At 67.1% G+C, this 25,256-nt stretch carries 19 protein-coding genes; 11 read left to right on the top strand and 8 right to left on the bottom strand.

Annotated features, from left to right (window positions below):
- Window positions 1-31: 31 nt before the first annotated feature.
- Window positions 32-4,324 carry an ATP-dependent RNA helicase HrpA gene (hrpA, locus tag H3H37_RS21745; protein ID WP_182166444.1) on the top strand — a complete coding sequence of 1,431 codons (4,293 nt, stop codon included), beginning with the start codon at window positions 32-34 and terminating at the stop codon, window positions 4,322-4,324.
- Window positions 4,325-4,369: 45 nt separating this feature from the next.
- Here the strand turns inward: hrpA and H3H37_RS21740 are convergent, their stop codons facing one another.
- Complete coding sequence (locus H3H37_RS21740; RefSeq protein ID WP_182166442.1) at window positions 4,370-4,783, bottom strand: PRC-barrel domain-containing protein; 414 nt, start codon at window positions 4,781-4,783, stop codon at window positions 4,370-4,372.
- A 123-nt stretch (window positions 4,784-4,906) separates the two neighbouring features.
- Window positions 4,907-6,157 carry a putative Na+/H+ antiporter gene (locus tag H3H37_RS21735; protein WP_182166440.1) on the bottom strand — a complete coding sequence of 417 codons (1,251 nt, stop codon included), beginning with the start codon at window positions 6,155-6,157 and terminating at the stop codon, window positions 4,907-4,909.
- A gap of 158 nt (window positions 6,158-6,315) precedes the next feature.
- Here H3H37_RS21735 and imuA point away from each other — a divergent pair, with 158 nt between their 5' ends.
- Together imuA and H3H37_RS21725 are read left to right on the top strand one after the other, a co-directional pair.
- Window positions 6,316-7,038: a translesion DNA synthesis-associated protein ImuA gene (gene imuA, locus H3H37_RS21730; RefSeq protein ID WP_182166438.1), complete on the top strand. Its 723-nt coding sequence runs from the start codon at window positions 6,316-6,318 to the stop codon at window positions 7,036-7,038.
- The gene (locus H3H37_RS21725; protein WP_182166436.1) at window positions 6,968-8,449 is read left to right on the top strand and encodes a Y-family DNA polymerase; all 1,482 of its coding nucleotides are present in this window, start codon (window positions 6,968-6,970) and stop codon (window positions 8,447-8,449) included. The genes imuA and H3H37_RS21725 overlap by 71 nt, the downstream gene beginning before the upstream one ends.
- A 91-nt stretch (window positions 8,450-8,540) precedes the next feature.
- On the opposite strand, the gene H3H37_RS21720 is transcribed toward H3H37_RS21725, so the two are convergent.
- Window positions 8,541-8,891 (bottom strand): hypothetical protein, encoded by a 351-nt coding sequence (locus H3H37_RS21720; RefSeq protein WP_182166434.1) that lies wholly within the window; start codon window positions 8,889-8,891, stop codon window positions 8,541-8,543.
- A gap of 63 nt (window positions 8,892-8,954) precedes the next feature.
- A complete protein-coding gene (locus tag H3H37_RS21715) occupies window positions 8,955-10,922 on the bottom strand; it encodes a M61 family metallopeptidase (RefSeq protein WP_229218963.1) in 1,968 nt (655 codons plus the stop codon).
- Window positions 10,923-11,162: 240 nt separating this feature from the next.
- On the opposite strand from H3H37_RS21715, the gene H3H37_RS21710 reads away from it, so the two are divergent.
- The 6 genes from H3H37_RS21710 (at window position 11,163) to H3H37_RS21685 (ending at window position 17,123) form a co-directional block, all read left to right on the top strand.
- Window positions 11,163-11,621, top strand: coding sequence for an Hsp20 family protein (locus tag H3H37_RS21710; protein WP_182166432.1), 459 nt, complete (start codon window positions 11,163-11,165; stop codon window positions 11,619-11,621).
- Between the two features lie 243 nt (window positions 11,622-11,864).
- Window positions 11,865-13,382 (top strand): DegQ family serine endoprotease, encoded by a 1,518-nt coding sequence (locus H3H37_RS21705; RefSeq protein WP_182166430.1) that lies wholly within the window; start codon window positions 11,865-11,867, stop codon window positions 13,380-13,382.
- An 18-nt stretch (window positions 13,383-13,400) separates the two neighbouring features.
- On the top strand, window positions 13,401-14,060 hold the full coding sequence (locus H3H37_RS21700) for a response regulator (protein ID WP_182152158.1): 660 nt from the start codon (window positions 13,401-13,403) through the stop codon (window positions 14,058-14,060).
- Complete coding sequence (locus H3H37_RS21695; protein WP_182166428.1) at window positions 14,057-15,406, top strand: ATP-binding protein; 1,350 nt, start codon at window positions 14,057-14,059, stop codon at window positions 15,404-15,406. Before H3H37_RS21700 ends, H3H37_RS21695 begins: the two co-directional genes overlap by 4 nt.
- Window positions 15,407-15,462: 56 nt before the next feature.
- Window positions 15,463-16,602, top strand: coding sequence for a pantetheine-phosphate adenylyltransferase (coaD, locus tag H3H37_RS21690; protein ID WP_182166426.1), 1,140 nt, complete (start codon window positions 15,463-15,465; stop codon window positions 16,600-16,602).
- A gap of 110 nt (window positions 16,603-16,712) precedes the next feature.
- The gene (locus H3H37_RS21685; RefSeq protein ID WP_182166424.1) at window positions 16,713-17,123 is read left to right on the top strand and encodes an SRPBCC domain-containing protein; all 411 of its coding nucleotides are present in this window, start codon (window positions 16,713-16,715) and stop codon (window positions 17,121-17,123) included.
- A gap of 22 nt (window positions 17,124-17,145) precedes the next feature.
- Here H3H37_RS21685 and H3H37_RS21680 read toward each other — a convergent pair whose 3' ends face one another.
- Both H3H37_RS21680 and H3H37_RS21675 read right to left on the bottom strand, forming a co-directional pair.
- On the bottom strand, window positions 17,146-17,910 hold the full coding sequence (locus tag H3H37_RS21680; RefSeq protein WP_229218962.1) for a tetratricopeptide repeat protein: 765 nt from the start codon (window positions 17,908-17,910) through the stop codon (window positions 17,146-17,148).
- Between the two features lie 69 nt (window positions 17,911-17,979).
- Window positions 17,980-20,076, bottom strand: coding sequence for a bifunctional 2',3'-cyclic-nucleotide 2'-phosphodiesterase/3'-nucleotidase (locus H3H37_RS21675; RefSeq protein ID WP_182166422.1), 2,097 nt, complete (start codon window positions 20,074-20,076; stop codon window positions 17,980-17,982).
- 275 nt (window positions 20,077-20,351) lie between these two features.
- Between H3H37_RS21675 and H3H37_RS21670 the strand changes: the two genes are divergently transcribed.
- Both H3H37_RS21670 and H3H37_RS21665 read left to right on the top strand, forming a co-directional pair.
- Complete coding sequence (locus H3H37_RS21670; RefSeq protein ID WP_182166420.1) at window positions 20,352-21,221, top strand: hypothetical protein; 870 nt, start codon at window positions 20,352-20,354, stop codon at window positions 21,219-21,221.
- A gap of 19 nt (window positions 21,222-21,240) precedes the next feature.
- On the top strand, window positions 21,241-22,620 hold the full coding sequence (locus H3H37_RS21665; RefSeq protein ID WP_182166418.1) for a DUF4785 domain-containing protein: 1,380 nt from the start codon (window positions 21,241-21,243) through the stop codon (window positions 22,618-22,620).
- Between the two features lie 90 nt (window positions 22,621-22,710).
- Here the strand turns inward: H3H37_RS21665 and H3H37_RS21660 are convergent, their stop codons facing one another.
- Both H3H37_RS21660 and H3H37_RS21655 read right to left on the bottom strand, forming a co-directional pair.
- Window positions 22,711-24,540: a DUF3443 family protein gene (locus H3H37_RS21660; protein ID WP_229218961.1), complete on the bottom strand. Its 1,830-nt coding sequence runs from the start codon at window positions 24,538-24,540 to the stop codon at window positions 22,711-22,713.
- Between the two features lie 9 nt (window positions 24,541-24,549).
- Window positions 24,550-25,023 (bottom strand): DUF2844 domain-containing protein, encoded by a 474-nt coding sequence (locus tag H3H37_RS21655; protein ID WP_182166416.1) that lies wholly within the window; start codon window positions 25,021-25,023, stop codon window positions 24,550-24,552.
- Between the last annotated feature and the right edge of the window lie 233 nt (window positions 25,024-25,256).

Below are 25,256 nucleotides of genomic sequence, written 5' to 3'. Positions count from 1 at the left end.
ACTTCCGCGCCAAATACCTTTGTAAAAAACAATGTCAGAAGCCAGCAACAAGCCCAAAACCTCGCCCAACAGCCAGCAAACCGCGCCTTCCCGTCCAGCCCAAGCGCCCCGCAACCAGTCAGCGCAGGGACAGTCGCGCCCGCAGGGGCAGGCGCGTTCGCAAGGCGAGGGTGCGCCACGTCCGCAAGGACAGCCGCGGGGCGAGGGCATGCCGCGTGCCCAAGGGCAGTCGCGCTGGGATGGCGCGCCGCCGCCGCGCGCGCAGGTGTCCGCGCGCGAGGGCGGGCAGGGGCGTGACGGGCGCCGTGCGCGCCTGACGCCCGAGGAGCAGGCGGCCAAGGCGGCCGAGGCGGCGTTCCGCAATCCACTTCCGCCCATCACCTATCCGGAAGACTTGCCCGTCTCGGGCCGGCGCCACGAGATCGCCGAGGCGTTGCAGAATAACCAGGTCATCATCGTGTCCGGTGAGACGGGCTCGGGCAAGACCACCCAATTGCCCAAGATTTGCCTGGAACTGGGCCGAGGCCAGGCCGGCCTGATCGGCCACACCCAGCCGCGCCGGATCGCCGCCTCGTCCACCGCCAAGCGCATCGCCCAGGAGCTCGGTTCGCCGCTGGGCGAACACGTGGGCTTCAAGGTGCGCTTCGCCGACACGCTGAACCGGGGCGCCTCCGTCAAGCTGATGACGGACGGTATCCTGCTGGCCGAAACCCAGACCGACCCGCTGCTCAAGGGCTACGACACCATCATCATCGACGAGGCCCACGAACGCAGCCTCAACATCGACTTCCTGCTGGGCTACCTGAAGCAGTTGCTGCCGCGCCGGCCGGACCTGAAAGTGATCATCACCTCGGCCACCATCGACGCCGAGCGTTTCGCGCGCCACTTCGGCACGCCGGAAAAGCCGGCGCCGGTGATCGAAGTGTCGGGCCGCCTGTACCAGGTGGAAGTGCGCTACCGCCCCGTGGACCGCGACCTGGTGACGGGCGATGCGCCCAAGCCGGCGGCCAAGGGGGCACCGGCACGCGACAATGCCAGAGACAAGCGCGACCTGATGGATGCCGTGGTCGATGGCGTGGACGAGCTGTGCCGCATCGGTTCCGGCGACGTACTGGTGTTCCTGCCGGGCGAGCGCGAAATCCGCGACGCGGCCGAGGCGCTGCGCAAGCACCATCCACCGCACGTGGAAATCCTGCCGCTGTTCGCCCGCCTGTCGGCCGAGGAGCAGGAGCGCGTGTTCAAGCGGACCAACGCGCGCCGCATCGTGCTGGCCACCAACGTGGCGGAAACGTCGCTGACCGTGCCCGGCATCCGCTACGTGGTGGACGCGGGCCTGGCGCGCGTGAAGCGCTACAGCTACCGCAACAAGGTCGAGCAGTTGCAGATCGAACCGATCGCGCAGTCGGCCGCCAATCAGCGCGCCGGCCGTTGCGGCCGTGTGGCCGACGGTGTCTGCATCCGTTTGTACGAGGAGCAGGACTTCCTGCAGCGCCCCAAGTTCACGGAACCGGAGATTCTGCGCTCGTCGCTGGCCTCCGTCATCCTGCGCATGAAGACGCTGCACCTGACGGACGTGGAGACTTTCCCGTTTATCGAACCGCCGCTGGCGCGCGCCATCGCTGACGGCTACCAGTTGCTGCAGGAACTGGGCGCGGTGGATGAGTACAACCAGCTGACGCCGCTGGGCCGCAAGCTGGCCAAGCTGCCGCTGGACCCCCGCGTGGGCCGCATGATCCTGGCCGCGCTCGACAACGTGTGCCTGAACGAAGTGCTGATCGTGGCCTCGGCCCTGTCGGTGCAGGACCCGCGCGACCGGCCGCTCGAATACCAGCAGGCGGCCGACGAGGCGCACAAAAAATTCGCCGACGAGAAATCTGAATTCCTCAGCTACATCAAGATCTGGAAGTGGTTCGAGTCGGCCATCGAGCACAAGAAGACCAACCGCCAGTTGCAGGACAATTGCCGCAGCAACTTCCTGTCCCAGCTGCGCCTGCGCGAGTGGCGCGACGTGCACTCGCAACTGCTGACCATCGTCAAGGAGCAGGGCTGGCGCCTGAACGACACCCCGGCCACCTACGAGAACCTGCACCTGGCCTTGCTGACCGGCTTGCTGGGCAACATCGGCTTCAAGTCCGAGGACGAGCCGGGCGCCGGCTTCCTCGGTGCGCGCGGCATCAAGTTCCACATCTGGCCCGGTTCCTCGCTGCTGAAAAAGCCGGGCAAGTGGATCATGGCCGCCGAGCTGGTCGACACCACGCGCCTGTACGCGCGCTGCGTGGCGCAGATCCAGCCCGAGTGGCTGGAGAAGGTGGGCGGCCACCTGCTGAAGAAATCGTGGGGCGAGCCGCGCTGGGAAAAGCGTTCCGCGCAGGTGACGGCGTCCGAACGTGCCACGCTGTACGGGCTGGTGGTGTACAGCCAGCGCCGCATCAATTACGGCCAGTTCAACCCGGCCGAAGCGCGCGAAATCTTCATCCGCGATGCGCTGGTCGGCGGCGACTACGATACGCGCGCGCCGTTCTTCGCCCACAACCACAAGCTGGTCAAGGAGATCGAGAACCTGGAGCACAAGTCGCGCCGGCTCGACGTGCTGGTGGACGATGAACTGATCGCCGCGTTCTACGACAAGCTGATCCCGGCCGAGGTGGTCAACGGTGCCGGTTTCGAAAAGTGGCACAAGGAAGCGACGGCGGCCGAACCGAAGCTGCTGTATCTGAACCGCGACGAGCTGATGCGCCATGAGGCGGCCGGCGTGACCACCGACCTGTTCCCGAAAACAATGGCGGTGACGGGCCTGGAAATGCAACTGACCTATCACTTCGAGCCCGGCAGCGTGCGCGACGGCGTGACCATGGCCGTGCCGCTGTACGCGCTCAACCAGTTGCCGCGCGAGCGTTGCGAGTGGCTGGTGCCGGGCATGTTGAAGGAAAAAGTGCACCTGCTGCTGAAGTCGCTGCCGCAAAAGCTGCGCCGCCATTGCGTGCCGCTGCCCGAGTACGCGGCCAAGTTCTGCGAACGCGTGCAGGTGGCCGGCACGTTCGGGCGGGGTGATCTGATCGACGCCATCATCGCCGACATCCGCGCCCAGATCACGATTTCGGTGCTGACCACGGACTTCAAGCCGGAAACGCTGCCCGCCCACCACTTCATGAATTTCAAGGTGATCGACGAGCATGGCCGCCAGCTGGAGATGGGCCGCAACCTGGCCACGCTGCAGGCCGAGTTCGGCACGCAGGCGCGCGAGAGTTTCCAGAAGATGGCCGAAGTGTCGGGCGCGCAGGGCGTGAGCATGCGCGCACTGAGCACGGGTGGCGCCGCGCCGGCGGCAGGGCAGGGCGCGGGCGCTGGTGTGGCTGGCGCTGGCAAACAGGCGCATGGCGGCGCGTCCGCCCAGGACGCGGCCAAGGGCAAGGGCGGCGCGTCCGCTGGCGCGGCGGATGCGGCTGGACAGGGCACGTCCACCGATGGCATCACGTTGACTGGCCTCACCAGCTGGACCTTTGGCGAACTGCCGGAGCTGCTGGAAATCGCGCAGGGCAAGCTGACGCTGATCGGTTTCCCGGCGCTGGTGGACAAGCGCACCCATTGCGACCTGGAAGTGTTCGACGACCCAACCGTGGCCGCGCGCACCCATCGCGTGGGCTTGCGCCGCCTGTTCGCCTTGCAGCTCAAGGACCAGATCAAGTTCATCGAAAAGAGCATCCCCGGCCTGCAGCAGATGGGCATGCAGTACATGGCCATGGGCACGCAGGAGGAGTTGCGCGACGAGATCATCAACAAGGCGCTCGACATCGCCTGCCTGCAGGACCCGCTGCCCATCGATGCCGCCTCGTTCGCCAAGCGCAAGGACGAGGGCAAGTCACGGCTGGTGCTGCTGGTGAACGAGATCGCCCGCCTGCTGTCGCAAGTGCTGACGGAATTCCACGGCCTGCCCAAGCGCCTGCAAGGCTTGCCGCAACAAGCGGCGGCCGACATGCAGAGCCAGTTGCAGGGCCTGGTCCACAAACGCTTCCTGTCCGAGAACGACTACAGCCAGCTCGCGCATTTCCCGCGCTACCTGAAGGCCATCAACGTGCGCATCGAAAAACTGCGCGGCGATCCGGCCCGCGATACCAAGCTGATGGCGGAATGGCAGCAAGCCGCCACGCCGTATCTGCGCGCCAGCAAGGACCGCCATGCGGGCAAGAACACGGACCCGAAAATGGTCGAGTTCCGCTGGATGCTGGAGGAGTTGCGCGTGTCGCTGTTCGCGCAGGAACTGCGCACGCCGATGCCGGTGTCCGTCAAGCGCTTGCAGAAGGTGTGGGAATCCATGCTGCGCTGATCGGGCGGCGCCACTGGTGCGCAGGACCAGTGGCGGGTTGGATGGTCAGTGGTGGCTGGTGCCGGGGCCCGTGCCGTAGAACGTGTGCACCTGGTTGGCCCAGTCATCCATGGTCATGTCGGGCCAGTCGTCCTTGTCGAAGCCGGGGGCGTTCTTCAACGCTTCCTTGTCCACGTCCAGCACGAAGCGCTTGTTGACGGTGTCGAGCGACAGCCGTTCCCATGGTACGGCGAACAGTTTTTCGCCGATGCCCGCGATGCCGCCAAACGACAGCACGGCGTATGCCACTTCACCGGTCTGCATGTCGAGCATGATTTCCTTGATGTCGCCCAGGTCCTCGTCGTTCTGGTTATACACGTCTTCGCCGATCAGTGTGTCCGCCCCCATCAGGCGCGGGCCGGGGCCGCTTTTGTCCGAGTGTTTGTAGATACCGAAAATGTCACGATCCAGATAGCTCATGTTGATCTCCCTGTGTGTCAGTACGCGCCGTTCCTTGTGAACGGCATTTACCCATAATAGGACAGGAAAATGGACAACGTTTAATTTGCGTCAATCGTGTTCTGGTCCAGCGGGCTTGACTGCTCAGATCAAAAATGCCAGCGCCGCCATGGTCGTTGGCGCGAGCGCGCCCAGCAGCAGGCCCACGGCGCCGATCGACTCATCCTGGAAGCCGCGCCGCAGCAGCGATACACCGGCCGGGTTGGGCGCGTTGGCGATCACGGTCAGGCCACCGCCTGCCACGGCGCCGGCCACCAGCATGTACTGCGACTGGGCGGAGATGCCTTCGATCAGCGAGCCGAGGTAGGTCAGTGCCGCGTTATCGGTAATCGCCGTCAGGCCCAGCGCGCTGAAGAACAGCGCGACGGGCGGCAGGCCGGAGACGATCGGTTGCAACCACCATTGCTGCATCCCGCCCAGCACCACCAGTCCCGCCAGGAAGAAGCCCACCAGCAAGCCTTCCTTGATGATCAGCGGCTGCTGGTAGCGTTCATACGCCTGGGTGAAGCCGAGGAACAGCAGGAAGATGCCGAGGAACAGCACGGGGTGGTGGCCCAGCACCACCACGGCGGCCAGGATGGCCAGGTGCACGGCGGCCACGGCCAGCGGCACCGGCGGCCCGGCCGCTTCGTTCGTTTGCGCGGCGGCGGCGCGCACGTGGCTGCGCAGCAGGAAGGTGATGACGGTGGCATTGCACAGCACGGCCATGGCGGCCTTCCAGCCGAAGTGGCTGGCCATGTAAGCGCTGTCCCACTGCCAGGTGGTGGCCACCATCAGCACCGGCGGCGCGGCATAGGCCGTCAGCGTGCCGCCGATCGAAACGTTGACGAACAACACGCCCAGCGCGCCGTACTTCAGCCATTCCGGCATCCCCTGGCGGAACACTTGCGGCGCCAGCATCAGCGCGGCCAGCGTCATGGCGGCCGGCTCCGTGATCAGCGAACCCATCAGTGGCACCAGCGCCAGGCCGAGCCAGACCAGCGCCAGTTCCGCGCGCAGCGGCAGCAGCCGGGCCAGCAGCCGCAGCGTGCGCTGCACGATGTCGAGCACGGGCCGCGAGGCGGCCACCACCATCACCACGAACACGAACAGCGGCTCCGTGTACTGGCGCGTTTCGGCATACTCGATGGCGGCGTGGCCGCCCTGCAGCAGCGCCATCGTCACCACCAGCACGAAGGCCCAGAAGCCGAACACCACCTCCACTTCGCCCAGCAGGTGGAACAGGCCCGCATGGCGCGGGTGGCGGTGGGCCAGCACGTCGAAGGACTTGGCGGCGAAAGTGTGCAGCAGTGCCAGGCCGAACAGGGCGGCGCCGATCATTTGCATGGTTTGCATGGGCGATTGCTTGGTTGAGTGTATCGCCAGCATGTTACAGCATGGGCAAGGTTTCCTATATCGAAGCGCACCCGGCCGCAGATAGTCCTTGCCAAAATCGGGTGCAGATAGTACTGTGTATTTATACAGTATTTTTGCCTTTGAGTGGTTCACCTCCCATGCCCTGTTCTGTCCCCATTGCTGCCCCCATTGCCGCGCCCGAAGCCGTGCATCCGTCGCTATGGCTCGCTTCGCAACTGGCGCACAGCAGCACCCGTTGCGTCGACACAGGCTATGCCGCCCTGTCGGCGCAGTTGCCGGGCGGCGGCTGGCCGCTGGGCACCTTGATCGACTTGCTGGTGCAGCAACCCGGCAGTGGCGAACTGAGGCTGTTGCGGCCGGCCCTGGCCAGCCTGGGCCAGCGTCCCATCGTGCTGCTGCAGCCGCCCCATGTGCCGCAGGCGCTGGCGCTGGCCGCGCTGGGCTTGCCGCCATCGCAGCTGATCTGGATACGCAGCGGCGCCAAAAGTGCCGACGCGCTATGGGCGGCGGAACAGGTGTTGCGCAGCGGCTGCTGCGGCGCGCTGTTGCTGTGGCAGGCTCACGCGCGCGGCGAGACGCTGCGCCGGCTGCACCTGGCGGCCCAGAGCGGCGACACGTTGTTCTGCATGCTGCGTCCGCTGGCGGCCGCGCAGGATGCGTCGCCGGCGCCGTTGCGCCTGTCGCTGCGGCCGGTGGCCGGCGGCATCGAGCTCGGCTTCGTCAAGCGCCGGGGACCGCAGCGCGATGCGCCGCTGTTCCTGCCCCTCACCCCTTCTTTGTTGCAGCGTCATGCGTCTCTGGATCGGCCTTTACCTGCCCCGGCTCCCGCTCGAAGTGTTTTGCCCGCGCTGGTCGGTTGACCAGGGCAGCGTGGTGCTGGAACAGGAGCGCGTGCTGGTCGCATCGCCGCAGGCGCAGGCCGCCGGCGTGCAGCCGGGTATGCGGCGCGGCGGCGCGCTGATGCTGGCGCCGCAGGCCCAGTTGCACCAGCGCGCGCCCGCGCTGGAGGCGGAGGCCTTGCAGGCGGTGGCCATGGCGCTGCTGCAATTCACGCCCCAGGTGGCCGAAGGCGAGGAGGCGACACTATTGATGGATGTGGGCGCCAGCTTGCGCTTGTTCGGCGGCGTGCGGACCTTGTGCCGGCAAGTGCTGGCCAGCCTGCAGGCGCTGGGCTTCACGGCCGCGCTGGGCTGCGCGCCCACGGCGCGCGGCGCCTGGTTGCTGGCCCGTAGCGGCGGCGGTCGCAGTTTAACCATGGCGACGCTGGAACGGCGCGTGGCGCGCCTGCCGTGCAGCTTGCTGCCGCCCGCACGGCCCTACCTGAGCTGGCTCGAAGGCATCGGTTGCCTGACCGTGGGCGAGCTGCGCCGTCTGCCGCGTCCCGGCCTGCAACGCCGCTGCGGCCGGGCCTTGCTCGACATGCTCGATGGCGCGCACGGGCAGACGGCCGAGCTGTTCGAATGGCTGGCCGCGCCCGAAAGTTTCCGGGCCAAAGTGGAGCTGTTCGACCGGGTCGAGCATGCGGAGGCGCTGCTGTTTGGCGCGCACCGGCTGCTGCTGCAAATGACGGGCTGGCTGTGCGCGCGCCAGTTCGCCGTCGAGCGCGTCAGCCTGGCGCTGGAGCATGAGCGGGGCAGGGTGGCGCGCCCGCCCACGATGCTGGAGATCGTGCTGGCCGAACCGACCTGGCGCGCCGAGCACCTGCTGCGCCTGCTCAAGGAGCGGCTGGCCAAGCTGGTGCTGGAAGCGCCCGTGATCGGCCTGTGCCTGGAAGCGCCGCAAGTGCGGCCCATGATCCCGCCCAACGCGTCGCTGTTTCCCGAACCGGGCGGCAGCAAGGAGGACCGGCAGCGGCTGTTCGAATTGCTGGTGGCGCGGCTGGGGCCGGACAATGTGCTGCAGGCCGTGCCGCTGGCCGACTACCGGCCGGAGCTGGCCAACCAGTGGGTCAGTGTGCAGGAAAAGATCCGTCCCGCCGACGCCCGCGCCCAGCTGCCGCCGGACATGCCCAGCCTGCCCCGGCCGGCATGGCTGCTGGCCAAGCCGGTCGCGCTGCTGATGCGCGACCACCGGCCGTTCTACGGTTCACCGTTGAAAATGATGTCGAGTGGCGAGCGCATCGAGGCCGGCTGGTGGAGCCAGACCCAGACCCGCGACTATTTCATCGCCGAAGGCCAGGACCATGCGCACTACTGGGTATATCGGGAACGCCTGGCCAGCGCGGACGGGCAGGCCGAGCCGCGCTGGTACTTGCACGGCTTGTTTGGCTAGCGGTGGTTGGGAGAGCAGGTGCCGGCAGGGCAGGGACGCTACGCCGCGCGGCGTGGCACAAGCGACGCCGCGGGTTTCTTGAAATGACTACTTATTCGTCGTCGTCGAATTCTTCGGCCAGGTCTTTCCAGCCCTTGCCGGCAGCATACGCGTTGAATTCGTCGGGCGCTTCCAGCACCATCAGCTTGTTTTCCTGCAGCACGGGGTCGCCCGGCGTGAGCACGGGACCCTTGTAGCCGGTGGTGCGCAACTGGGCCACGATGGCCGCGATCAGCGTCTTGTCCTTGTACAGGCCGGCGATGGAGCCGGCGAAATCCACGTACACGTCGATGGCGCCATAGCCTTCGTCGAAAATGCGGATGGCCTTGATGTCGTGGGCACGGCCGGAGCCGTCGGTGGCCTTGAACGGGCCGCTGAGCTGGATGTCGGTGTCTTTGTTCATGTTGTTAGCATACACCATCCGGCGGCGGCGCAGGCTGCGCCGCCGCGCCGACCTGGGGCCGGCTTACTTGAGCGGCTGCAAAATGGTGGTCAAACGATCGGGCGTGCCGGGGAGGCGTTCCAGGCGCGGATATTTCAGGCCGTCGCGATAGTCGAGCGCCACGGTGCGGTACAGATTACCCTTCTTGACCAGCAATTCGATGGGATGCTTGCCATCCCTGGCGGCCGTGATGGCGGCGCGCAGCACCTCGGCCTTGTAGGCGCGACCATTGACGGCCAGCAGCGTGGTGCTGCCCGACAGGCCGGCCCGGAAGCCCGGACCATCCCAGCGCAGCGCGTCGATCTTGCCGTCCGCGCTGACCGAGAAGCCCAGCGAGTACTGGAAGTTGGCCCACTTGCTCAAGTCTTCCTGGGCCTTCAGGAAATCGGTTGGCTTGTCCGTGTACACCAGTTTCCAGCCCGCGCGGGCCAGGCCATCGAGCGGGGCGCCGGGGCCGTGGCCGTCGAGCCGCGTGCGCAGGAAGCTGGCCCAGTCGTATGGCTGGACGGCATTGAGCGCCTGCACCACATCCTCGAACGTGTAGTAGTTCGCCACGCTGGCGCCATCGTCCACGCCGAAGAAGCTGCGCGCGAAATCGTTGAGCGAGCGGCGCTCGTTCGACATTTCGCGGATCTTGGTATCGACGTCGAGCCAGATCAGGGCCCCTTCCGAGTAGTAGTCCTCGGCGCGCTGCCAGTTGTTCCACGGCTGCGGACGACGGGCGTTGATGATGGGGTCGTTGGTCGTGTCCTGCACGGCGCGCCAGCTGCGGCCCTGCACCATATCGTAACGGGCGGCCATTGCCGCGAACAGCTCGCGCATGTGTTCCAGCTTGATCAGGCCGGAACGGGCCGACAACACCTCGCCCCAGTACTGGGTCTGGCCCTCGTACACCCACAGCAGGGCATTTTGCAGCGGCGTGTTGAAGTCGGGCACATCCTGGCCGGCCGGGCGGCGGAACTTGCCGTTCCACGAGTGGGTGAATTCATGGGGCAGCAAGCTGCGCTCGCCCTCGTTCTTGGCCCAGTCCGTGAAGTAGCCGGTCTTTAATCCGTTCTCGCTGGACTGATGGTGCTCACGGCCGATACCGCCGAACTCGTCGCTGAGCGCGAACAGGAAATCGTAGTGCGCGTAGTGCTGCGAATTGAACAGCTTGAGCGCCTGGGTGACCATGGCGCGGTGCAGTTCGATCTGCTCCGGCCTGGCTTCCAGCGCCTCGGCCGAGTCGGCTACCACGTCCAGGTGCACCGGCACGCTGGCGCCCGGCGCCAGGTCGAAGCGGCGGAAATAGCGGCCCGCGAACAGGGGCGAGTCGACCAGTTTTTCCAGGTCCAGCGGCTTGAAGGCCACGTCGTCGCCACTGCGCCGATCCGTCTCCAGCGCCGTGCCGTATTGCCAGCCGGCCGGCAGGGTCAGGTTGGGCTGGACCGGGATGGCGCGCGTGCGGTAGCCGGCCGGGTACAGCACCATCGCGTGCCATTGCACGCCGAGGATGTCGCCGGTCATGGTGGTGCGGCCCTGGTTGGCTTCTACCGGCGACAGGTACTGGTACTCCGCTTCCAGCGTGGTGGCGCCGGCCGGCACCTCGACGTGGAAGGCGTACACATTGACCGTGTCGCGCTGCCAGTCCAGCGGCTTGCCGTCCACCGTCAGCTTGAGGCCGGCGAACTGGTTGAGCGGGCCGCTGGGGCCGTGGTTGCCCGGCACCCACTGCGGATAGAGCAGCGTCAGCTTGCCGGGCTGGACCGGGATGCTTTCGTGGATGCGGAAAAATTGTTGGGCCGTATTGCTGGCGTCCACTTTCAGGACGATGGTGCCCGGATAGGGCTGGTCGCCGGGCGCCGCGATGGTGGCGGCGCGCGCAGCCGGGTCGGCGTTCGCAGCCGTTGTATCGGCGTACGCGCCGGGGCCGGTGGCCATCAGGGTCGCCAGCAGCGCGGTGGCGCGCAGGCGGGGCAGACGGGACGGGGTTGCTGTCTTGGTCGCGGTCATGGTTGTTGCGGTGGCGATGTCAGGAAGCTGGCGAGTGTAGCACGGGGGAAACTGATAAATCTCGCCATCATGCCGGCCGCCAGGCCAGATAAAAATTTTTGAAAATTTTTCGCCGTCTGGGGATGGAGGCATCGTTTTTCAAGATCTTGAAAGCGCCGCCGCACGCCGTATATGGGACTCAGCGGTTGCCCAGAAGGGGACCGCACCCTTATATCGCTTAACTTGAAAAGGATATCCACCATGCGTACTTTCGACCTGACCCCCCTGTACCGTTCCGCCATTGGCTTCGACCGTCTGGCCCAGTTGCTCAACGACGCACAGCGCGGCGACAGCCAGCCCAGCTATCCGCCCTACAACATCGAGCTGGTGTCGGAAGACAAGTACCGTATCGTGATGGCGCTGGCCGGCTTCGACCGCAGCGAGATCGACATCACGGCCGAACGCGACACCCTGCACATCGTGGGCCGCAAGCAGCGCGACGGCGTGGAGCGCACCTATCTGCACCGCGGCATCGCGGCGCGCGACTTCGAGCAGCGCTTCCAGCTGGCCAACCACGTCAAGGTGACCGGCGCCGCGTTCGAGAACGGCATGCTGACCATCGAGCTGGTGCGTGAAGTGCCCGAGGCGCACAAGCCCCGCAAGATCGTCATCGGCGGCGACAACGTGACCTCGCTGGAACAGCCACGCCAGGCCGCATAAGGTAGCCAACACGGTAGCAAAGGCGCGGACCGGGCACGGCCCGCCGCGCCCCGCGCAATACAATTCGCAGCAAGACTCTGGCCGGCTCGTCCGGCCAGCGCCGTTTGTGCGCAGCGTGTCGTAGCGCCCTGGCTTCGCCCGCCTGCGCAGCCGCAACAGACGATGCCCAAGGTTAAGCGGCGCCTAAGTCTTGTGCTCCATATTGGATACGTCAACAACCTCATTCAATTCAGGAGTGCCGCAATGTCTCAAACTACTCTGTTCGGATCGATGACCGTCAAGCGTCTTACCCTGGCAGTGGCCGCCGCGGGCGTGCTTGCCGCGGGAGGTGCCATCGCAGTCCATCAAAACAATGCCGTGGCCGCCGCCGCGCCCGGCCTGACCGTGGCGTCCGCCGCTGCGCCCGTGGCCGCCGCCCCGGTGCCGGCGCCGCTCATGACGCTGCCCGACTTCAGCGTCATCGCCGCCCATAACGGGCCGGCCGTGGTCAACATCAGCGTCACCGGCAGCACCAGGACGGCCATGGACATGGGCGACCAGGCCAGCCGCCGTGGCGGCGACCCGTTCGGCGACGACCCGTTCTTCGAATTCTTCCGCCGCTTCCAGGGCCAGCAGCGCGGCATGCGCGAAGTGCCCACCCATGGCGTCGGTTCCGGCTTCATCATCAGCCCGGACGGCGTGATCCTCACCAACGCCCACGTGGTGCGCGATGCGAGCGAAGTGACCGTCAAGCTGACGGACCGCCGCGAGTTCCGCGCCAAGGTGCTCGGTTCTGATCCCAAGACCGACGTGGCCGTGCTGAAGATCGACGCAAGGAACCTGCCCGTGGTGCCGCTGGCCAAGGCCAACGACCTGAAAGTGGGCGAGTGGGTGCTGGCCATCGGCTCGCCATACGGCCTGGAGAGCACGGTGACGGCCGGCGTGGTCAGCGCCAAGGGCCGCTCGCTGCCCGATGGTAACGTGCCCTTCATCCAGACCGACGTGGCCGTCAACCCCGGCAACTCGGGCGGCCCGCTGTTCAACACGCGCGGCGAAGTGGTGGGCATCAACTCGCAGATCTACAGCCAGACGGGCGGCTACCAGGGCCTGTCGTTCGCGATCCCGATCGACGTGGCCAACAAGGTCAAGGACCAGATCGTGTCCACCGGCAAGGTGGTGCACGCCAAGCTGGGCGTGACGGTGCAGGAAGTGAACCAGGGCTTCGCCGATTCGTTCGGCCTGCCCACGCCGGAAGGCGCGCTGGTGTCGAACGTGGAGCGCGGCAGCGCGGCCGAGAAGGCCGGCCTCAAGCCGGGCGACGTGATCCGCAAGCTCAATGGCCAGACCGTGGTCAGCTCCGGCGATTTGCCGGCCGTGGTGGGCATGGCCACGCCGGGCGAAAAAGTGACGCTGCAAGTCTGGCGCCAGGGTAAATCCGTGGACCTGACGGCCACCCTGGCCAACGCCGCCGACAAGACGGCCGACGCCGACCAGCCTGCCCATGGCGCCAGCGGCAAGCTGAAACTGGGCCTGGCCCTGCGTCCGCTGGACCCGCAGGAGAAGCGTGAAGCGGGCGTGGCCGGTGGCCTGGTGATCGAGGACGCCGCCGGCGCGGCCGCCAACGCGGGCGTGCAGCCGGGCGACGTGCTGTTGTCCGTGAACGGCAAACCGGTCAACAGCATCGAGCAGGTGCGCGAGGTGGTGGCCAAGTCCGACAAGTCGGTGGCCTTGCTGATCCAGCGCGGGGATGAGAAGATCTTCATTCCCGTGCGATTGGGGTAATGCCCAGAAAGGAAACACATGCGACTTCTGCTGGTGGAAGACGACACGATGATCGGCGAAGTGGTGCTCGACCTGCTGCGGGCCGAGCACTACGCCGTGGACTGGGTCAAGGATGGCGACATGGCCGACACGGCCCTGCAGACCCAGACCTACGACCTGGTGCTGCTGGACCTGGGCCTGCCGCGCAAGGATGGACTGGAAGTGCTGCGCTCGATGCGCGCGCGCAAGGAGCTGACCCCGGTGCTGGTGGCCACGGCGCGCGACGCCAAGGAGCAGCGCATCGCCGGCCTGGACGCGGGCGCCGACGACTACGTGCTCAAACCCTACGACCTGGACGAGCTGCTGGCCCGCATCCGCGCGCTGCTGCGCCGCTCGGCCGGGCGGGCCGAACCCGTGTTCGAGCACAAGGGCGTGACGGTCAACCCGCAAACGCGCGAAGTGACGGTGGAGGGCAAACTGGTGAACCTGTCGGCCCGTGAATGGGCCGTGCTGGAAGCGCTGATCGCCCGCCCCGGCATCGTGCTGTCGCGCCACCAGCTGGAGGAGAAGCTGTACAGCTGGAAGGATGAAGTCAACAGCAACGCCGTGGAGGTGTACATCCACGGCTTGCGCAAGAAACTGGGCAGCGAACTGATACAGAACGTGCGCGGCCTCGGTTACATGGTGCCCAAGGAATGAAGGTGAAAGTGCCGAAGGTGAAAGTGCCGCGCGTCCCCGTCACGCACTCGCTGCGCGGCCGCCTGCTGTGGTTCCTGCTGGCGGCCATCACCATGGCGGCCGTGGCCCAGGCCATGATCGCCTACCGCAGCGCGCTGTACGACGCCGATCAGATCTTCGACTACCACATGCAGCAGATGGCGCTGTCGCTGCGTTCCAGCGTGCCGCTGGCCAACGGCGCCGGCGCGTCCGATCCGGAATCGGACAACGACGACCTGGTGGTGCAGGTGTGGACCCCGGACGGGGTGCAGTTGTTCCGCTCCCAGTCGCACGCCGAGCTGCCGCAGCGCGCCGTGCTGGGCTTCTCCAACGTGCGCGCCAACGGTACCACCTACCGCATCTTCTCCGTGGCCACCAGCAACCAGACGGTGCAGGTGGCGCAGGACATGGCCGTGCGCCAGCGCATGGCCGGCACGCTGGCGCTGCGCACGGTGGGGCCGATCGCCGTCATGGCGCCGATGCTGATGCTGGTGGTGTGGTGGGTGGTGAGCGGTTCGCTGGCGCCGGTGGCGCGCGTGCGGCGCCAGGTGGCGGCGCGCCGGGCCGACGATCTGTCGCCCGTGTCCGACGCCGATCTGCCGGACGAGGTGCGGCCGCTGGTGCAGGAACTGAACCTGCTGTTCGGTCGCGTGAAGACGGCGTTCGACGCCCAGCAGCACTTCGTGGCCGACGCCGCGCATGAACTGCGCTCGCCGCTGGCCGCGCTCAAGCTGCAGGTATTGAGCCTGGAGCGGGCCGCCGACGACAGCGCCCGCGCCGTGGCCGTGGGCCGGCTGACGGCCGGCATCGAACGTGCCACGCGGCTGGTCGAACAATTGCTGGTGCTGGCCCGCCAGGAGGCGGACGACAGCAAGCTGGCGCCGCTGGACCTGGCGGAACTGGCGCGCCGCACCTTGGGCGACATGGCCGGCTTGGCGCAGGCGCGCCAGATCGACCTGGGCCTGCACCACGCGGACCAGGCCAGCGTGGCCGGCCATCCGGACGCGCTGGTGATCCTGCTGCGCAACCTGGTGGACAACGCCATCAAATACACGCCGGCCGGCGGCACGGTGGACGTGGAAGTCCGGCGCGCCGATAACGGCGCCGTGACGTTGTGCGTGGACGACAGTGGCCCCGGCATCTCGCCCGAAGAACGCGAACGCGTGTTCGACCGCTTCTACCGCGTGCCCGGCGCCAGCGCCGGCGGCAGCGGCTTGGGGCTGGCCATCATCAAGGCCATCGCCGAACGGCATGGCGCCACGCTGGCGCTGGAACAATCGGAGCGCCTGGGCGGCTTGCGGGTGCGGATAGAATTTCCTGCAACCTGAGTCACCGCTCCGGCTAGAATGTCGCTTTTGATACGCGACATGCGGCGGAGCGGCGAATGAAGAAAATCGGATTTTCCGGGACCCTGGACCCGATCACCAACGGCCACATGTGGGTGATCGGCGAAGCGCGTTCGCTGGCGGACGAGGTGCTGGTGTTCCTGTCCGAGAATCCGGCCAAGAAGCCCAAGTTCTCCGCCGAGGAGCGCAAGAGCATCATCGCCCTCAGTTGCGCCGAGCAGGGCTGGGACAACGTGCAGGTGGTGATCGTCAAGGGCGACTACACGGCGCGCGCGGCCAAGAAGCACGGCGCCGAGTGCCTGATCCGCGGCATCCGCACCACCGCCGATTTCGACTACGAAAACCTGATCCAGCAAACCAACGTCGACGTGCTGCAAGGCGCCAAGACCATCTTCGTGATGCCGCCGCGTGACCTTGGTTCGGTCAGTTCCAGCTTCGTCAAGGCGCTGGAAGGGCCGATCGGCTGGAACTGGATCATGAAAAAATTCGTTCCCGGCCCGGCCTATCACGCTTGGGTACTGAGCTGGCTGCGCAAGGAATGGGAAACCCTGTGGGATTACGCGCACGCGGACGCGCCATCGATCGCCCACGCCGACCAGTGGTTCGTGCGGCTGACGGGCAGCACGGCCTATGGAGGCCCGGCGCGCCACTACCACAACCTCGATCACCTGGTGCACGGCCTGTGCGAGATCCGCGTGTGGGCCGCCAACACCCAGCCCGACCCGCGCGACGTGGACATCATCAAGCAGGCGTTCTGGTTCCATGATGCCGAATACGGCGCCGTGCATGGCGACGTGTCGAACGAGGAAGCCAGCGTGCAGCTATGGCTGGGCAGCAGCCTGTGTCACGACATGGGCGACGCGGCTGAACTGATACGGGCTACCGACCATTTCCAGGAAGCGGCCGTCGAACACCGGCTGAAGGACATCATGCTCAGCGTGGACCTGGCCATCCTGGGCCAGGACGAGGAGGTGTACCAGAACTATGCGCGCGGCATCCGGCAGGAATACATCCACCTGACGGAGGCGAAGTACCGCGAGCAGCGCGGCGGCGCGCTGGCCCACCTGCGGCGCAAGGCAGAGCAGGGCCGCTTGTTCGGCAACGCCTACTTCGCCGACCAGTACAACGAGCGGGCGATCGAGAACATGACGCGGGAGCTGGCGCAGCTGGCCGGCTGATGCCGCGAAGAAAGTGCAAGCGCGGGCGTTACAAAGTGCGTATTTTCACGCCCCCAAAGTCCGGTACAGTGCCTCAACCATTGTTTAATGACTAATAATGAGGGCACAACATGGATACCACCATTACCACTGCGGTCGTGATCACCGCGCCTATCGACGCGGTCTGGCGCGCTTTCACGACAGCTGGCGAGATCAAGCGCTGGAGCACGGTTTCTGACGATGCGCGTACGACCGAATGTACTGTCGATTTGCGCGAGGGCGGCCACTTCCATCTGCGCAGGGAGACGCAGGACGGCTCCGGTTCGAATGTCGAAGGAACATTCACGCTGGTCGTTCCCCAGAACCGGCTGGAACTCTCGTATGGTGGCCGCACGGCCTCCGCGCAGTTCGACCCGTGGGCCGAAAATGTGACCGTGACGGTTGTGTTCAATGCCGAGTCTGAAGAGACTATCCCGGATGAGCAACAACTCGCGCTAACGATCATGCAGAATTTCGCGGGGTATGTGCAAGGCGGGATGTAGGCTGCGGGCCGGACGGTGAACCTCAGAAGCGGTTCCAGTTGTTGTGCCGGTGCTCGTTCGCTTCCTTGAGCAAGTGCGCGGCCCGCAATTCGTCTTTCGCGCTGAGCGCATCGCCCATTTGCACGGTCATCGCCAGTTCCTGGATTGCAGGCGGATATTCGTGCTCGGCCGCTTCTTCCAGTAACCGGCGGGCGTATGCCTCGTTCCGCTCCACGCCGCGCCCTTCACTGTACGCGTTCGACAGCAGGAACATGGCGTGCGCGTTGCCCAGGTCGCTGGACACGCTCAACCACCGCGCGCCTTGCGCGTGATCGACGGCGACACCTTCGCCGTTATTGAACAGCATACCGAGCATCAACGCAGCCCTGGCGTGCTTCTGCTGCGCCGCCTGGCGATACCAGGGGATGGCCTGCTCCGGCGCAGCAGCGATGCCGGGCGCGCCATTGCGCAGCATCTGGGCCAGCTGGAATGCCGCCTCCGTGTCGCCGGCGCGGGCGGCCTGCATGAACAGGCGCTGCGCCTCGGCGCGTTGCTCCGGGCGGGTCAGGTAGAGCAGCCCCAGTTCGCGCTGGGCCACCGGCACCTGGCGCTGCGCCCAATCGCGCAAGCGGCTCTCCGCCACCACATCGCCTTGCTGGGCGGCGCGCATGGACATGCTTTCGATCTGTGCCGGCGCCGGCACGGGTTTGTTCAGCTGGCACGCCGACAGCGACAGCATCAGCGCCAATGCGGAAAGGGGCAGTCCCTTGCGGCTGCCCCTGCCTGGATTGCGGGGTTGGTTTTTCATGGCGGGCTTAGTCCGTATCGTTGAAAAAGGGCCAGACCCGCGGGGCCTGACCCTGAACACATGGCGCGCTTACTTGCTCAAGTCCACCTTGTACTTGGCAAAGCCGTTCGCATCCTGCGCGCCTTCCGCCACGATGTTGGTAATGCCGCTGCTTTGCGCCAGCGCCAGGTGGCCCGGCGCCGAACGCAGGATCACCGGACCGGCCGTGGCCACCTTCACAAAGCTCCAGCTGCGCGCGCTGCCGTTGTTGGCCAGCGTGACCTTGCCGCCGGCCTGGCCTTGCGCCATCAGGTAGTTGCTGACCACGGCCTGGTTGGCGTCCGGCGACTTGATGATGGTCTTGCTGCCGTCGATGCCGGGCACGTTGCCGCCACCGCCGGCGCGGTAGTCGTTGGTGGCCACGATGAAGTCATCGCCATCGGCCACCGCCTTGCCCAGGTAGCTGAGGTTGGCGATGCGGCTGCCCACCGGCTTGGTCACGTCGATCTGGTAGGTGAGGGCGTTGTTCTCGGCGTAGAACACGTCATAGTTGTAGATGGTGCCGTAGCTGGGCACCAGGTCCTGCTCCGTGGTCTTGGTGGGATCGATCTGGCCGAACTGTTTGGCGGCCGTCTCCAGCCAGGCCTTCAGGTCGGAACCCTTGATCTTCACGGCCTGCAGGTTGTTATTGCTGTACAGGTAAAGGTCGCCCGGATTGCGCACCTGCAAGCCCACCGGCGCGGCCGCGCTGGCGCCCGGCGCCACGTCCGTGAAGTCGGACGAGCCGTTGCGGCCCGCCTTGAACGGCGCGCTGCACGAGATCACGGGGATGTTCTTGTAGCTGGCGATGGTGGTGTCGGTGCTGGCGGCGATGAATTTCTTCACGTAGTCGATCTGCGCCTGGTTCACCAGCTGGATCGCGCTCACGTCGCCGGCCAGCGCGAAGTAGGCCGACATTTCGAAGTCGGTCGCCACGCCCAGCGGCTGTTTGGCGTAGGCGATGGTCGCCGCGTGTTCGGTGGCCACCAGCGGTGCGATGGCCGGATCGGCTTTCACCACAGTGCTGCCGTCGGTGTACTTGAAGCCGCGCGATTCCACCGTTGTTTTTGCTGGTTGCACCACCCACTTGCCGCCCTGGCGGGCCAGCGTCATTCTGATGATGCCCAGGCGCCGGCCCCAGCTCTGCGCCATCACGGTCGGCACGCCGTTCACGAAGCCATTGATCGCGTCCACGTTGGCGCTGGCGGGGATGGCGGCGAACGAGGCGTCCAGTGCCGGCGCGTTGCTCTCTTTACCTTTCGGGAACACCAGGTGCGAGTGGCCGATCATCAGCGCGTCGATGCCGGTGGTGCTCAGGTGGTAGCTGCCGTTTTCCATTTTCGGGCTGTAGGCGCTGGTGTCCAGGCCACCGTGCGACAGCGCCACCACCAGGTCGGCGCCCTTGCTGCGCAGCTCGGGCACATACTGCCTGGCCGCTTCCTGCACGCCCGTCACGGCGACCTTGCCGGCCAGGTTCTTCTGGTCCCATTCCAGGATTTGCGGCGGCACGAAGCTCATGATGCCGATGTTCAGTTTGACGGTCAGCTTGCTGCCGTCCGGCGCCACGGCCGCGAAGTCGCGCGGCAGCAGGGCGTACGGCGGCAGGATGGGCTTCTGGCTGGCCACGCCCGTGACGTTGGTCAGCACCAGCGGGAAGGTCGGCGCGCCGCAGGTGCCGGCCGGCTTGCTCACGCCTTGGATGCCGAAGTCGGTGTTGGTGATCTGGCTCAGGAACGGCAGGCCGTAGTTGAATTCGTGGTTGCCCATGCCGCCGCCGTCGTACTTGAGCGCGTTCATGGCCTTGTGGATGGCCAGCGTGTCGGCGCAGGCCACCGGCTTGGCCACGGCCTGCAGGTCGGCCAGCAGCGTGCCTTGAATGACGTCGCCATCGTCGAGCAGCACGTTGTTGGGGTTCTCCGCGCGCGCGGCCTGCACCAGGGTGGAGGTGCGCTCCAGGCCCAGGCTGGTGTCGTCGGCCAGCGCGTAGTAGTTATAGCTCATCACGTTCGAGTGCAGGTCGGTCGTCTCCAGCAGCGCCAGCGTGACGGTGGTGCCTTCCGGGATGGCGTTGTCCGGTGCCGACGAGCCGCCGCATGCCACCAGACCGGCTGCGGTCAGGGCAGCCAACAGGACCAGATTCGTTTTCATCGTTACCTCACTGGGATAGAAAGGTGGCGACTGTAACTAGCCGAAATGACAAGGTGATGACAGCCGCCCCGATCACTTGCAAGACACAATCCGCCGCGTGGCGCCTTGGCTCGCGGGGCCTGCTCGTTGGCGCGATTTAACAATGCCCCTGTCATGTTCGATCAATACCGGCGGGGCGCACCTTCCTTAGTCTGGTCGCTGCGTTCCGGGGTGATCCCGCCGGCGCGCATGGCAGCGCGCCTTTCCTATAACAAGCCAAACATGGAGACAAAGGTATGAAAATATCGAAGCGATGGGCTGCCCTGGGCAGCGCGCTGGCGCTGTCGGCGGCGCTGCCGGCGATGGCGGGCAACACGGGCGTCGCGTTTGTGCACGGCACCGGACACCAGACCGACGCCGCCACCAACTACTGGACCTGGGACATGATCAACTCGGTGCGCCAGGGGCTGCCCAACCCCAACCTGTACGTCGTGATCAACTGCGATTTCGACCAGTACATGTGGACGGCCGGCGCCGTGGGCTGCCTGGCCGACCAGCTGTATCCCTTCATCGTCAACAACAACATCACCGACCTGGTGGTGGAGACGCACTCGAACGGCGGCAACGTGCTGCGCTGGATGCTGTCCAATCCCACCCAGGACAGCCGCTACCCCACCATCATCAGCGCCATCCGCTGGGCCAACGCGCTGGCGCCATCGTCGCTGGGCACGCCGCTGGCCGATGCGGCCATCAGCGGCAACATCTTCGAGAATGCCGTCGGCTGGCTGCTGGGCTACCAGACGGACGCCGTGCGCCAGCAGCAGACCAGCTGGATGGCCAGCTACAACGCGGCCTGGCTGTACGGCACGCCGGGCCGGCCGGCTCTGCCCAAGGGTTTCTACAACGTGGTGGGCACGGACGTACACAGCAACCCGTTCGCCAGCGACAGCTACTGCGGCGGCTACACGCTGAACCTGGGCCTGGAGATCACCCAGGCCTGGCTCGACAGCTGCTCCGATGGCTTCCTCAACTGCACCAGCCAGCAGGGCGCCGGCATCCACTGGTTCTCCGACAAGGACCGCACCAACGGCGCCGAGACGCTGTCGCACAACCAGAGCCGGCGCCAGTGCTTCGGCCTGGACGTCATCCTGCGCAACGACCTGTGAACGCCGAGGAAACCACACCATGAAACGCACCAATAAACTGAAGACCATCCTGCTGAATCTGTCGGCCCTGGCCGCCGTGGCCACTGCCGGCAGCGCCGGTGCCGCGCCGCGCGAACTGCTGCCCGAACAGGCGGGCGACCTGTCGCCGGCCGCCGTGCTGGCGCCCACCGCCGCTGCCGCGCCATCGCTGGCCGGCGCACCCCAGCCCTCGCATGAAGCGGTGGCCCTGAGCTGGGCCTCCACCGACGCCGTGGCGCCGCTGCCCGCGCCGCACCTGGCGCAAAGCCGCCAGTCCTATGTCAGCGTGACGGGCGCCCAGCTGGCGGCCGGCGTGGCGCTGCATACCACCTCGCCGCGCGCGCTGGTGCGGGTGCAGGCGCTGGACGCGGCCAGCCCGCGCGAAGCGCTGGCCATCCATCCGCTGTCGATGACGCTGACGGACAACGCCGGCAAGCGCTACGAAGCCGGCGCCGGCATGGAGCAACTGGTCACGGACGATAAGCTGAACAAGGCCGAGCTGCCGTTCGCGCCCGGCACCTCCGCGTTCCGGCTGCATCCATCGCTGGGCAAGGGTACGTTCAAGCTGAGCGCCGACGGCGTGGCGGGCGAGCAGCGCTACCTGATCAACGTGGTCGAGCCGGACAGTCCCTACACGCTGACCATGCAGGCCGGCGCCACGCACTACCTGCACGGCCAGACCCTGACGCTGCAGGCAGACCTGCGCGAAGGCGACGCCGGCGCGCCCACCCGCCATCCGGTCAGCAAGCTGACGGGCGTGGTGGTGTCGCCGGCCGGGCGCCAGTTCCCCGTCACGTTCCGGCCCGGCGCCGGCGGCCGCCTGCGCGCCACGCTGGCGCTGGACGCCGACGAGGCGCCCGCACCCGGCCTGTGGGAAGTGCGCGCCGACGCGCAAGCGACGGTCCAGGGACAGGCCGTGGACCGCTCGCTGCGGCTGGCGTTCCCGGTGGCGATGCCGGTGGCGAAGCTGGACCGCAACGTGACGCTGGTGGACGGCACGGGCGGCGTGCGCCTGAACGTGGGCGTGCAGACGGCGGCGGCCGGCCGCTATGAAGTGCGCGGCCTGCTGTACGGAATCGTCAATGGCGCGCTGGCGCCGCTGGGCCTGGCCGACGCGGCGCAGTGGCTGGAAGCGGGCGGCGGCAGCATCGCGCTGACCTTCGCGCCGGAGCTGATCGCGGGCGCCACCGGCCCGTTCGAGTTGCGTGACCTGTTCCTGCTCGACCAGGGCCGCATGGGCGTGCTGCAGCATCAGCAGCGCGCGCTGGTGCTCACGGAGGACGAGGTGGTGCGGGCCGGCGGCCGCACCGCGCGCGCAGGCGCGCTGGCGCAGGCGGCGCCGCGCGTGAAGCGCGCACCGGACGCGGGCGCTAACCGCTAACACCGTCGTCGCGAAAAAAAACCGGGGTCAGGTCATGCTGCCGCGCAATTGCGTGACAGCATGACCTGACCCCGGTTTTTTGCAGAGCCGTCAGTAGGCCCAGTAGGGCCCGTTGCCGGCCGTGGCGCTGCTGCCTTCGAACACGACGAACACGCGGCGGCCGAAGAAGAACGGCAGGCCCCAGTCGAAGCCGTTGCTGATTGAGACGCTGCTGCGGTTGTCGACCGTGCCGCCGATGGAGGCGGCCGTGATGCTGTTCGACAGGCCGTCCATGTTGACCACGATGAAGCTGACGGCGCCGGCGTTGCTGCCGTCAAACGAGGCGTTGGTGGCCGTCAGGCTCAGGGTGCCCAGTGGGCAGTAGAAGCCGGTGCTGGTGGTGCAGCTGGGGATGCCGGTGTCGGCGAAGAAGTAGGCGTTCGAGCCGCTGTCGATGAAGCTGGCACTGTAGGTCTTGCCCTTGTAGGTGGTGTTGAAATCCCCGGTGCTGCTGTCGGCGCGGTAGATGCTCTCGCCGGCGATGGCGTTGTTGGCCTGGGTGCCCACGCCGAAGACGAGGGTGCCGTTGATCGAGGTGGCGCCGTTCGCGCCCACGGCCGGCAGCACCAGCAGCACGCCGTTGTTGTTGGCGGCCAACGCGGCCACCGGGTTGCTCACCTGGCGCGCCAGCGCCATGGTGCTGGCCGTGCAGCCGGCCGCCGTGCAGGCGTAGTACATGCCGCCAGCCGTGGAGCGGGTGCAGGCCGCGCCGCAGTCCTGCTTGAACAGGCCCACCCCGAGGATGCCTTTGGCGCCCAGCGCCGACAGGGTGCCGAGGTTGTTGCCGCTGCTGGTGCAGTCGGCGGGCACGGTGGCGAAGCTGGCCGCGCTGTCGCCGATCACCTGGATCGAGATGGCGGACGCGGTCTCGTCGCCCAGCTTGACGTCGGCCTGGCGCACCGCGCCCCACGCATAGCCGCTGACGAATTTGCTGCATTCGCCCGCGTTGGCGCCGGACGCGGTCGTCACCTGCGGCAGCGCCAGCGCCGGATCGAGCGGCGCCAGCAGGCGCAGGCCGTAGGAGCCGGTGTCGACCAGCACGTGGTCGATGGTCTGGCACACGCTGGTGCCGGGGCGGCACACGGTCACGTTCACGTAGGGGATGTTGATGGCGCCGCCGGCGCCGGGCGGGCCGTTATCGATCAGCAGCGCGGTGCTGTTGTTGCCGCCGGACGCGGCGGCCACGGTGAGGGTGGCGCTGCCGGTGGCGCTGCCGCCGTCGCCGCTGCAACTGAGCGTGTACTGATAGCTGCCCGCCGCCGACGGCGCCACGGCCACGGCGCCGCTGGTGGCCTTGCTGCCGCTCCAGGCGCCGCCGGCCGTGCAGGCCGTGGCGTTGGTGGCCGACCAGTTCAGCTGCGCGCTCTGGCCGCTGCTCACGCTGGCCGGCGTCAGCGCCAGGCTCACCGTCGGTTGCAGCGGCGCAGGGTTGACCGTCACGTTGGTGGTGTTGGACACGCCGCTGCAGGTGATGGTGTAGCTGGCCGTGCCCACGGCCGATGGCGTGACGGCGTCCGTGCCGCTGGTGGGCAGGGTGCCGCTCCATGCGCCGGACGCGGTGCAGTCACTGCTGGTGGTGTTGGTGGCGCTCCACGTCACGCTGACCACCTGGCCCAGCGTGACGGTGCTGGGCGAGGCGCTGATGCTGACCACGGCCGGGGTGGGTGTGGGCGTCGGCGTGGGCGTGACCTGCGCGGCGCTCGTGCCGCCGCCTCCGCCGCCGCAGGCGGCCAGCGCCAGGGCGCAGCCGGCGGCGCCCAGCAGGGCGGCCGCGCGTGCGCGCCAGCGGCGCATGGCTGGCAGGGGGCGCAAGGTCTGCAAGGTCTGCACGGTGAACGATGGGAGCGATGGATGCGCAGCCAGCTTCGATGGTGTCGTCATCGCGCTTCCTTATTCGATGTTGTCCGGGCTGAAGCTGGCCGGCAGTTCGCCGGGTATCCACGCGCGGCCGCTGAAGGCGCGCATGTGGCCGTTCGAGATGATCACCACGTCGGGCCGCTCGACCGCCAGTTGCGAGTGGCCGGCCTTGGGCCGCTGGGCGGCCGCGCCCGTCATGGTGCCGAAGTGCTGGCCCAGCAGGGTGCGCAGGTCGGGCAGGAAGGGGCCGTTCCAGCTGACGGCGAACACGGCGCCGGCCGGGTTCACGTATTCACGCACCACGGTGCCGCTATCGAGCGTGGTGGTGCTGACGGTCCACGCGGCCGGTGCGCCTGCTGTAGCGGCCGTGGCGGCCAGGCTGCGCGCCGTGAGCCTGGCCGGCGTGGTGCCGAAATGGGAAGGGGCGCCGCCCAGGGCGGCATAAGCGTAGCCGCAGGCCAGCAGCGGCAGCAGCGATAACAATAGCGGTAGCAGGGAACGGCGCATGACAACTCCAGGTATTCCAGGGGGCTGGGGTACGAGGCGACCCCGGCATGCGCCGAGTGTATGACGGCCCGGCGTTGCCTTGAGTTAGGAAGATGTAAGCAAATGTTACCACCCCTGCAAGTGGAAACGGCACCCGGCGCATGGCTGCGCGGGGTGCCGCGGGTGGTCCGAAACCACTGGCCGGCCGCCGGGAAGGCGGCCGTGACACGAACTCACATCATCAGAACTTGAGC

The organism is Rugamonas brunnea (genome assembly GCF_014042345.1).
Classification (GTDB): Bacteria; Pseudomonadota; Gammaproteobacteria; order Burkholderiales; family Burkholderiaceae_D; genus Rugamonas; species Rugamonas brunnea.
The sequence above is the reverse complement of the archived record's forward strand: the minus strand, read 5'-3'. Positions and strand labels throughout refer to the sequence as shown.

Coding starts and splice junctions, on each gene's coding strand:
- H3H37_RS21695 (WP_182166428.1), top strand. CDS start 14,057: ATGAAGGTGAAAGTGCCGAAGGTGAAAGTGCCGCGCGTCCCCGTCACG.
- H3H37_RS21740 (WP_182166442.1), bottom strand. CDS start 4,783: ATGAGCTATCTGGATCGTGACATTTTCGGTATCTACAAACACTCGGAC.
- H3H37_RS21705 (WP_182166430.1), top strand. CDS start 11,865: ATGTCTCAAACTACTCTGTTCGGATCGATGACCGTCAAGCGTCTTACC.
- H3H37_RS21710 (WP_182166432.1), top strand. CDS start 11,163: ATGCGTACTTTCGACCTGACCCCCCTGTACCGTTCCGCCATTGGCTTC.
- hrpA (WP_182166444.1), top strand. CDS start 32: ATGTCAGAAGCCAGCAACAAGCCCAAAACCTCGCCCAACAGCCAGCAA.
- H3H37_RS21685 (WP_182166424.1), top strand. CDS start 16,713: ATGGATACCACCATTACCACTGCGGTCGTGATCACCGCGCCTATCGAC.
- H3H37_RS21700 (WP_182152158.1), top strand. CDS start 13,401: ATGCGACTTCTGCTGGTGGAAGACGACACGATGATCGGCGAAGTGGTG.
- H3H37_RS21675 (WP_182166422.1), bottom strand. CDS start 20,076: ATGAAAACGAATCTGGTCCTGTTGGCTGCCCTGACCGCAGCCGGTCTG.
- H3H37_RS21670 (WP_182166420.1), top strand. CDS start 20,352: ATGAAAATATCGAAGCGATGGGCTGCCCTGGGCAGCGCGCTGGCGCTG.
- imuA (WP_182166438.1), top strand. CDS start 6,316: ATGCCCTGTTCTGTCCCCATTGCTGCCCCCATTGCCGCGCCCGAAGCC.
- H3H37_RS21715 (WP_229218963.1), bottom strand. CDS start 10,922: ATGACCGCGACCAAGACAGCAACCCCGTCCCGTCTGCCCCGCCTGCGC.
- H3H37_RS21660 (WP_229218961.1), bottom strand. CDS start 24,540: ATGACGACACCATCGAAGCTGGCTGCGCATCCATCGCTCCCATCGTTC.
- H3H37_RS21655 (WP_182166416.1), bottom strand. CDS start 25,023: ATGCGCCGTTCCCTGCTACCGCTATTGTTATCGCTGCTGCCGCTGCTG.
- H3H37_RS21735 (WP_182166440.1), bottom strand. CDS start 6,157: ATGCAAACCATGCAAATGATCGGCGCCGCCCTGTTCGGCCTGGCACTG.
- coaD (WP_182166426.1), top strand. CDS start 15,463: ATGAAGAAAATCGGATTTTCCGGGACCCTGGACCCGATCACCAACGGC.
- H3H37_RS21680 (WP_229218962.1), bottom strand. CDS start 17,910: ATGAAAAACCAACCCCGCAATCCAGGCAGGGGCAGCCGCAAGGGACTG.
- H3H37_RS21720 (WP_182166434.1), bottom strand. CDS start 8,891: ATGAACAAAGACACCGACATCCAGCTCAGCGGCCCGTTCAAGGCCACC.
- H3H37_RS21665 (WP_182166418.1), top strand. CDS start 21,241: ATGAAACGCACCAATAAACTGAAGACCATCCTGCTGAATCTGTCGGCC.
- H3H37_RS21725 (WP_182166436.1), top strand. CDS start 6,968: ATGCGTCTCTGGATCGGCCTTTACCTGCCCCGGCTCCCGCTCGAAGTG.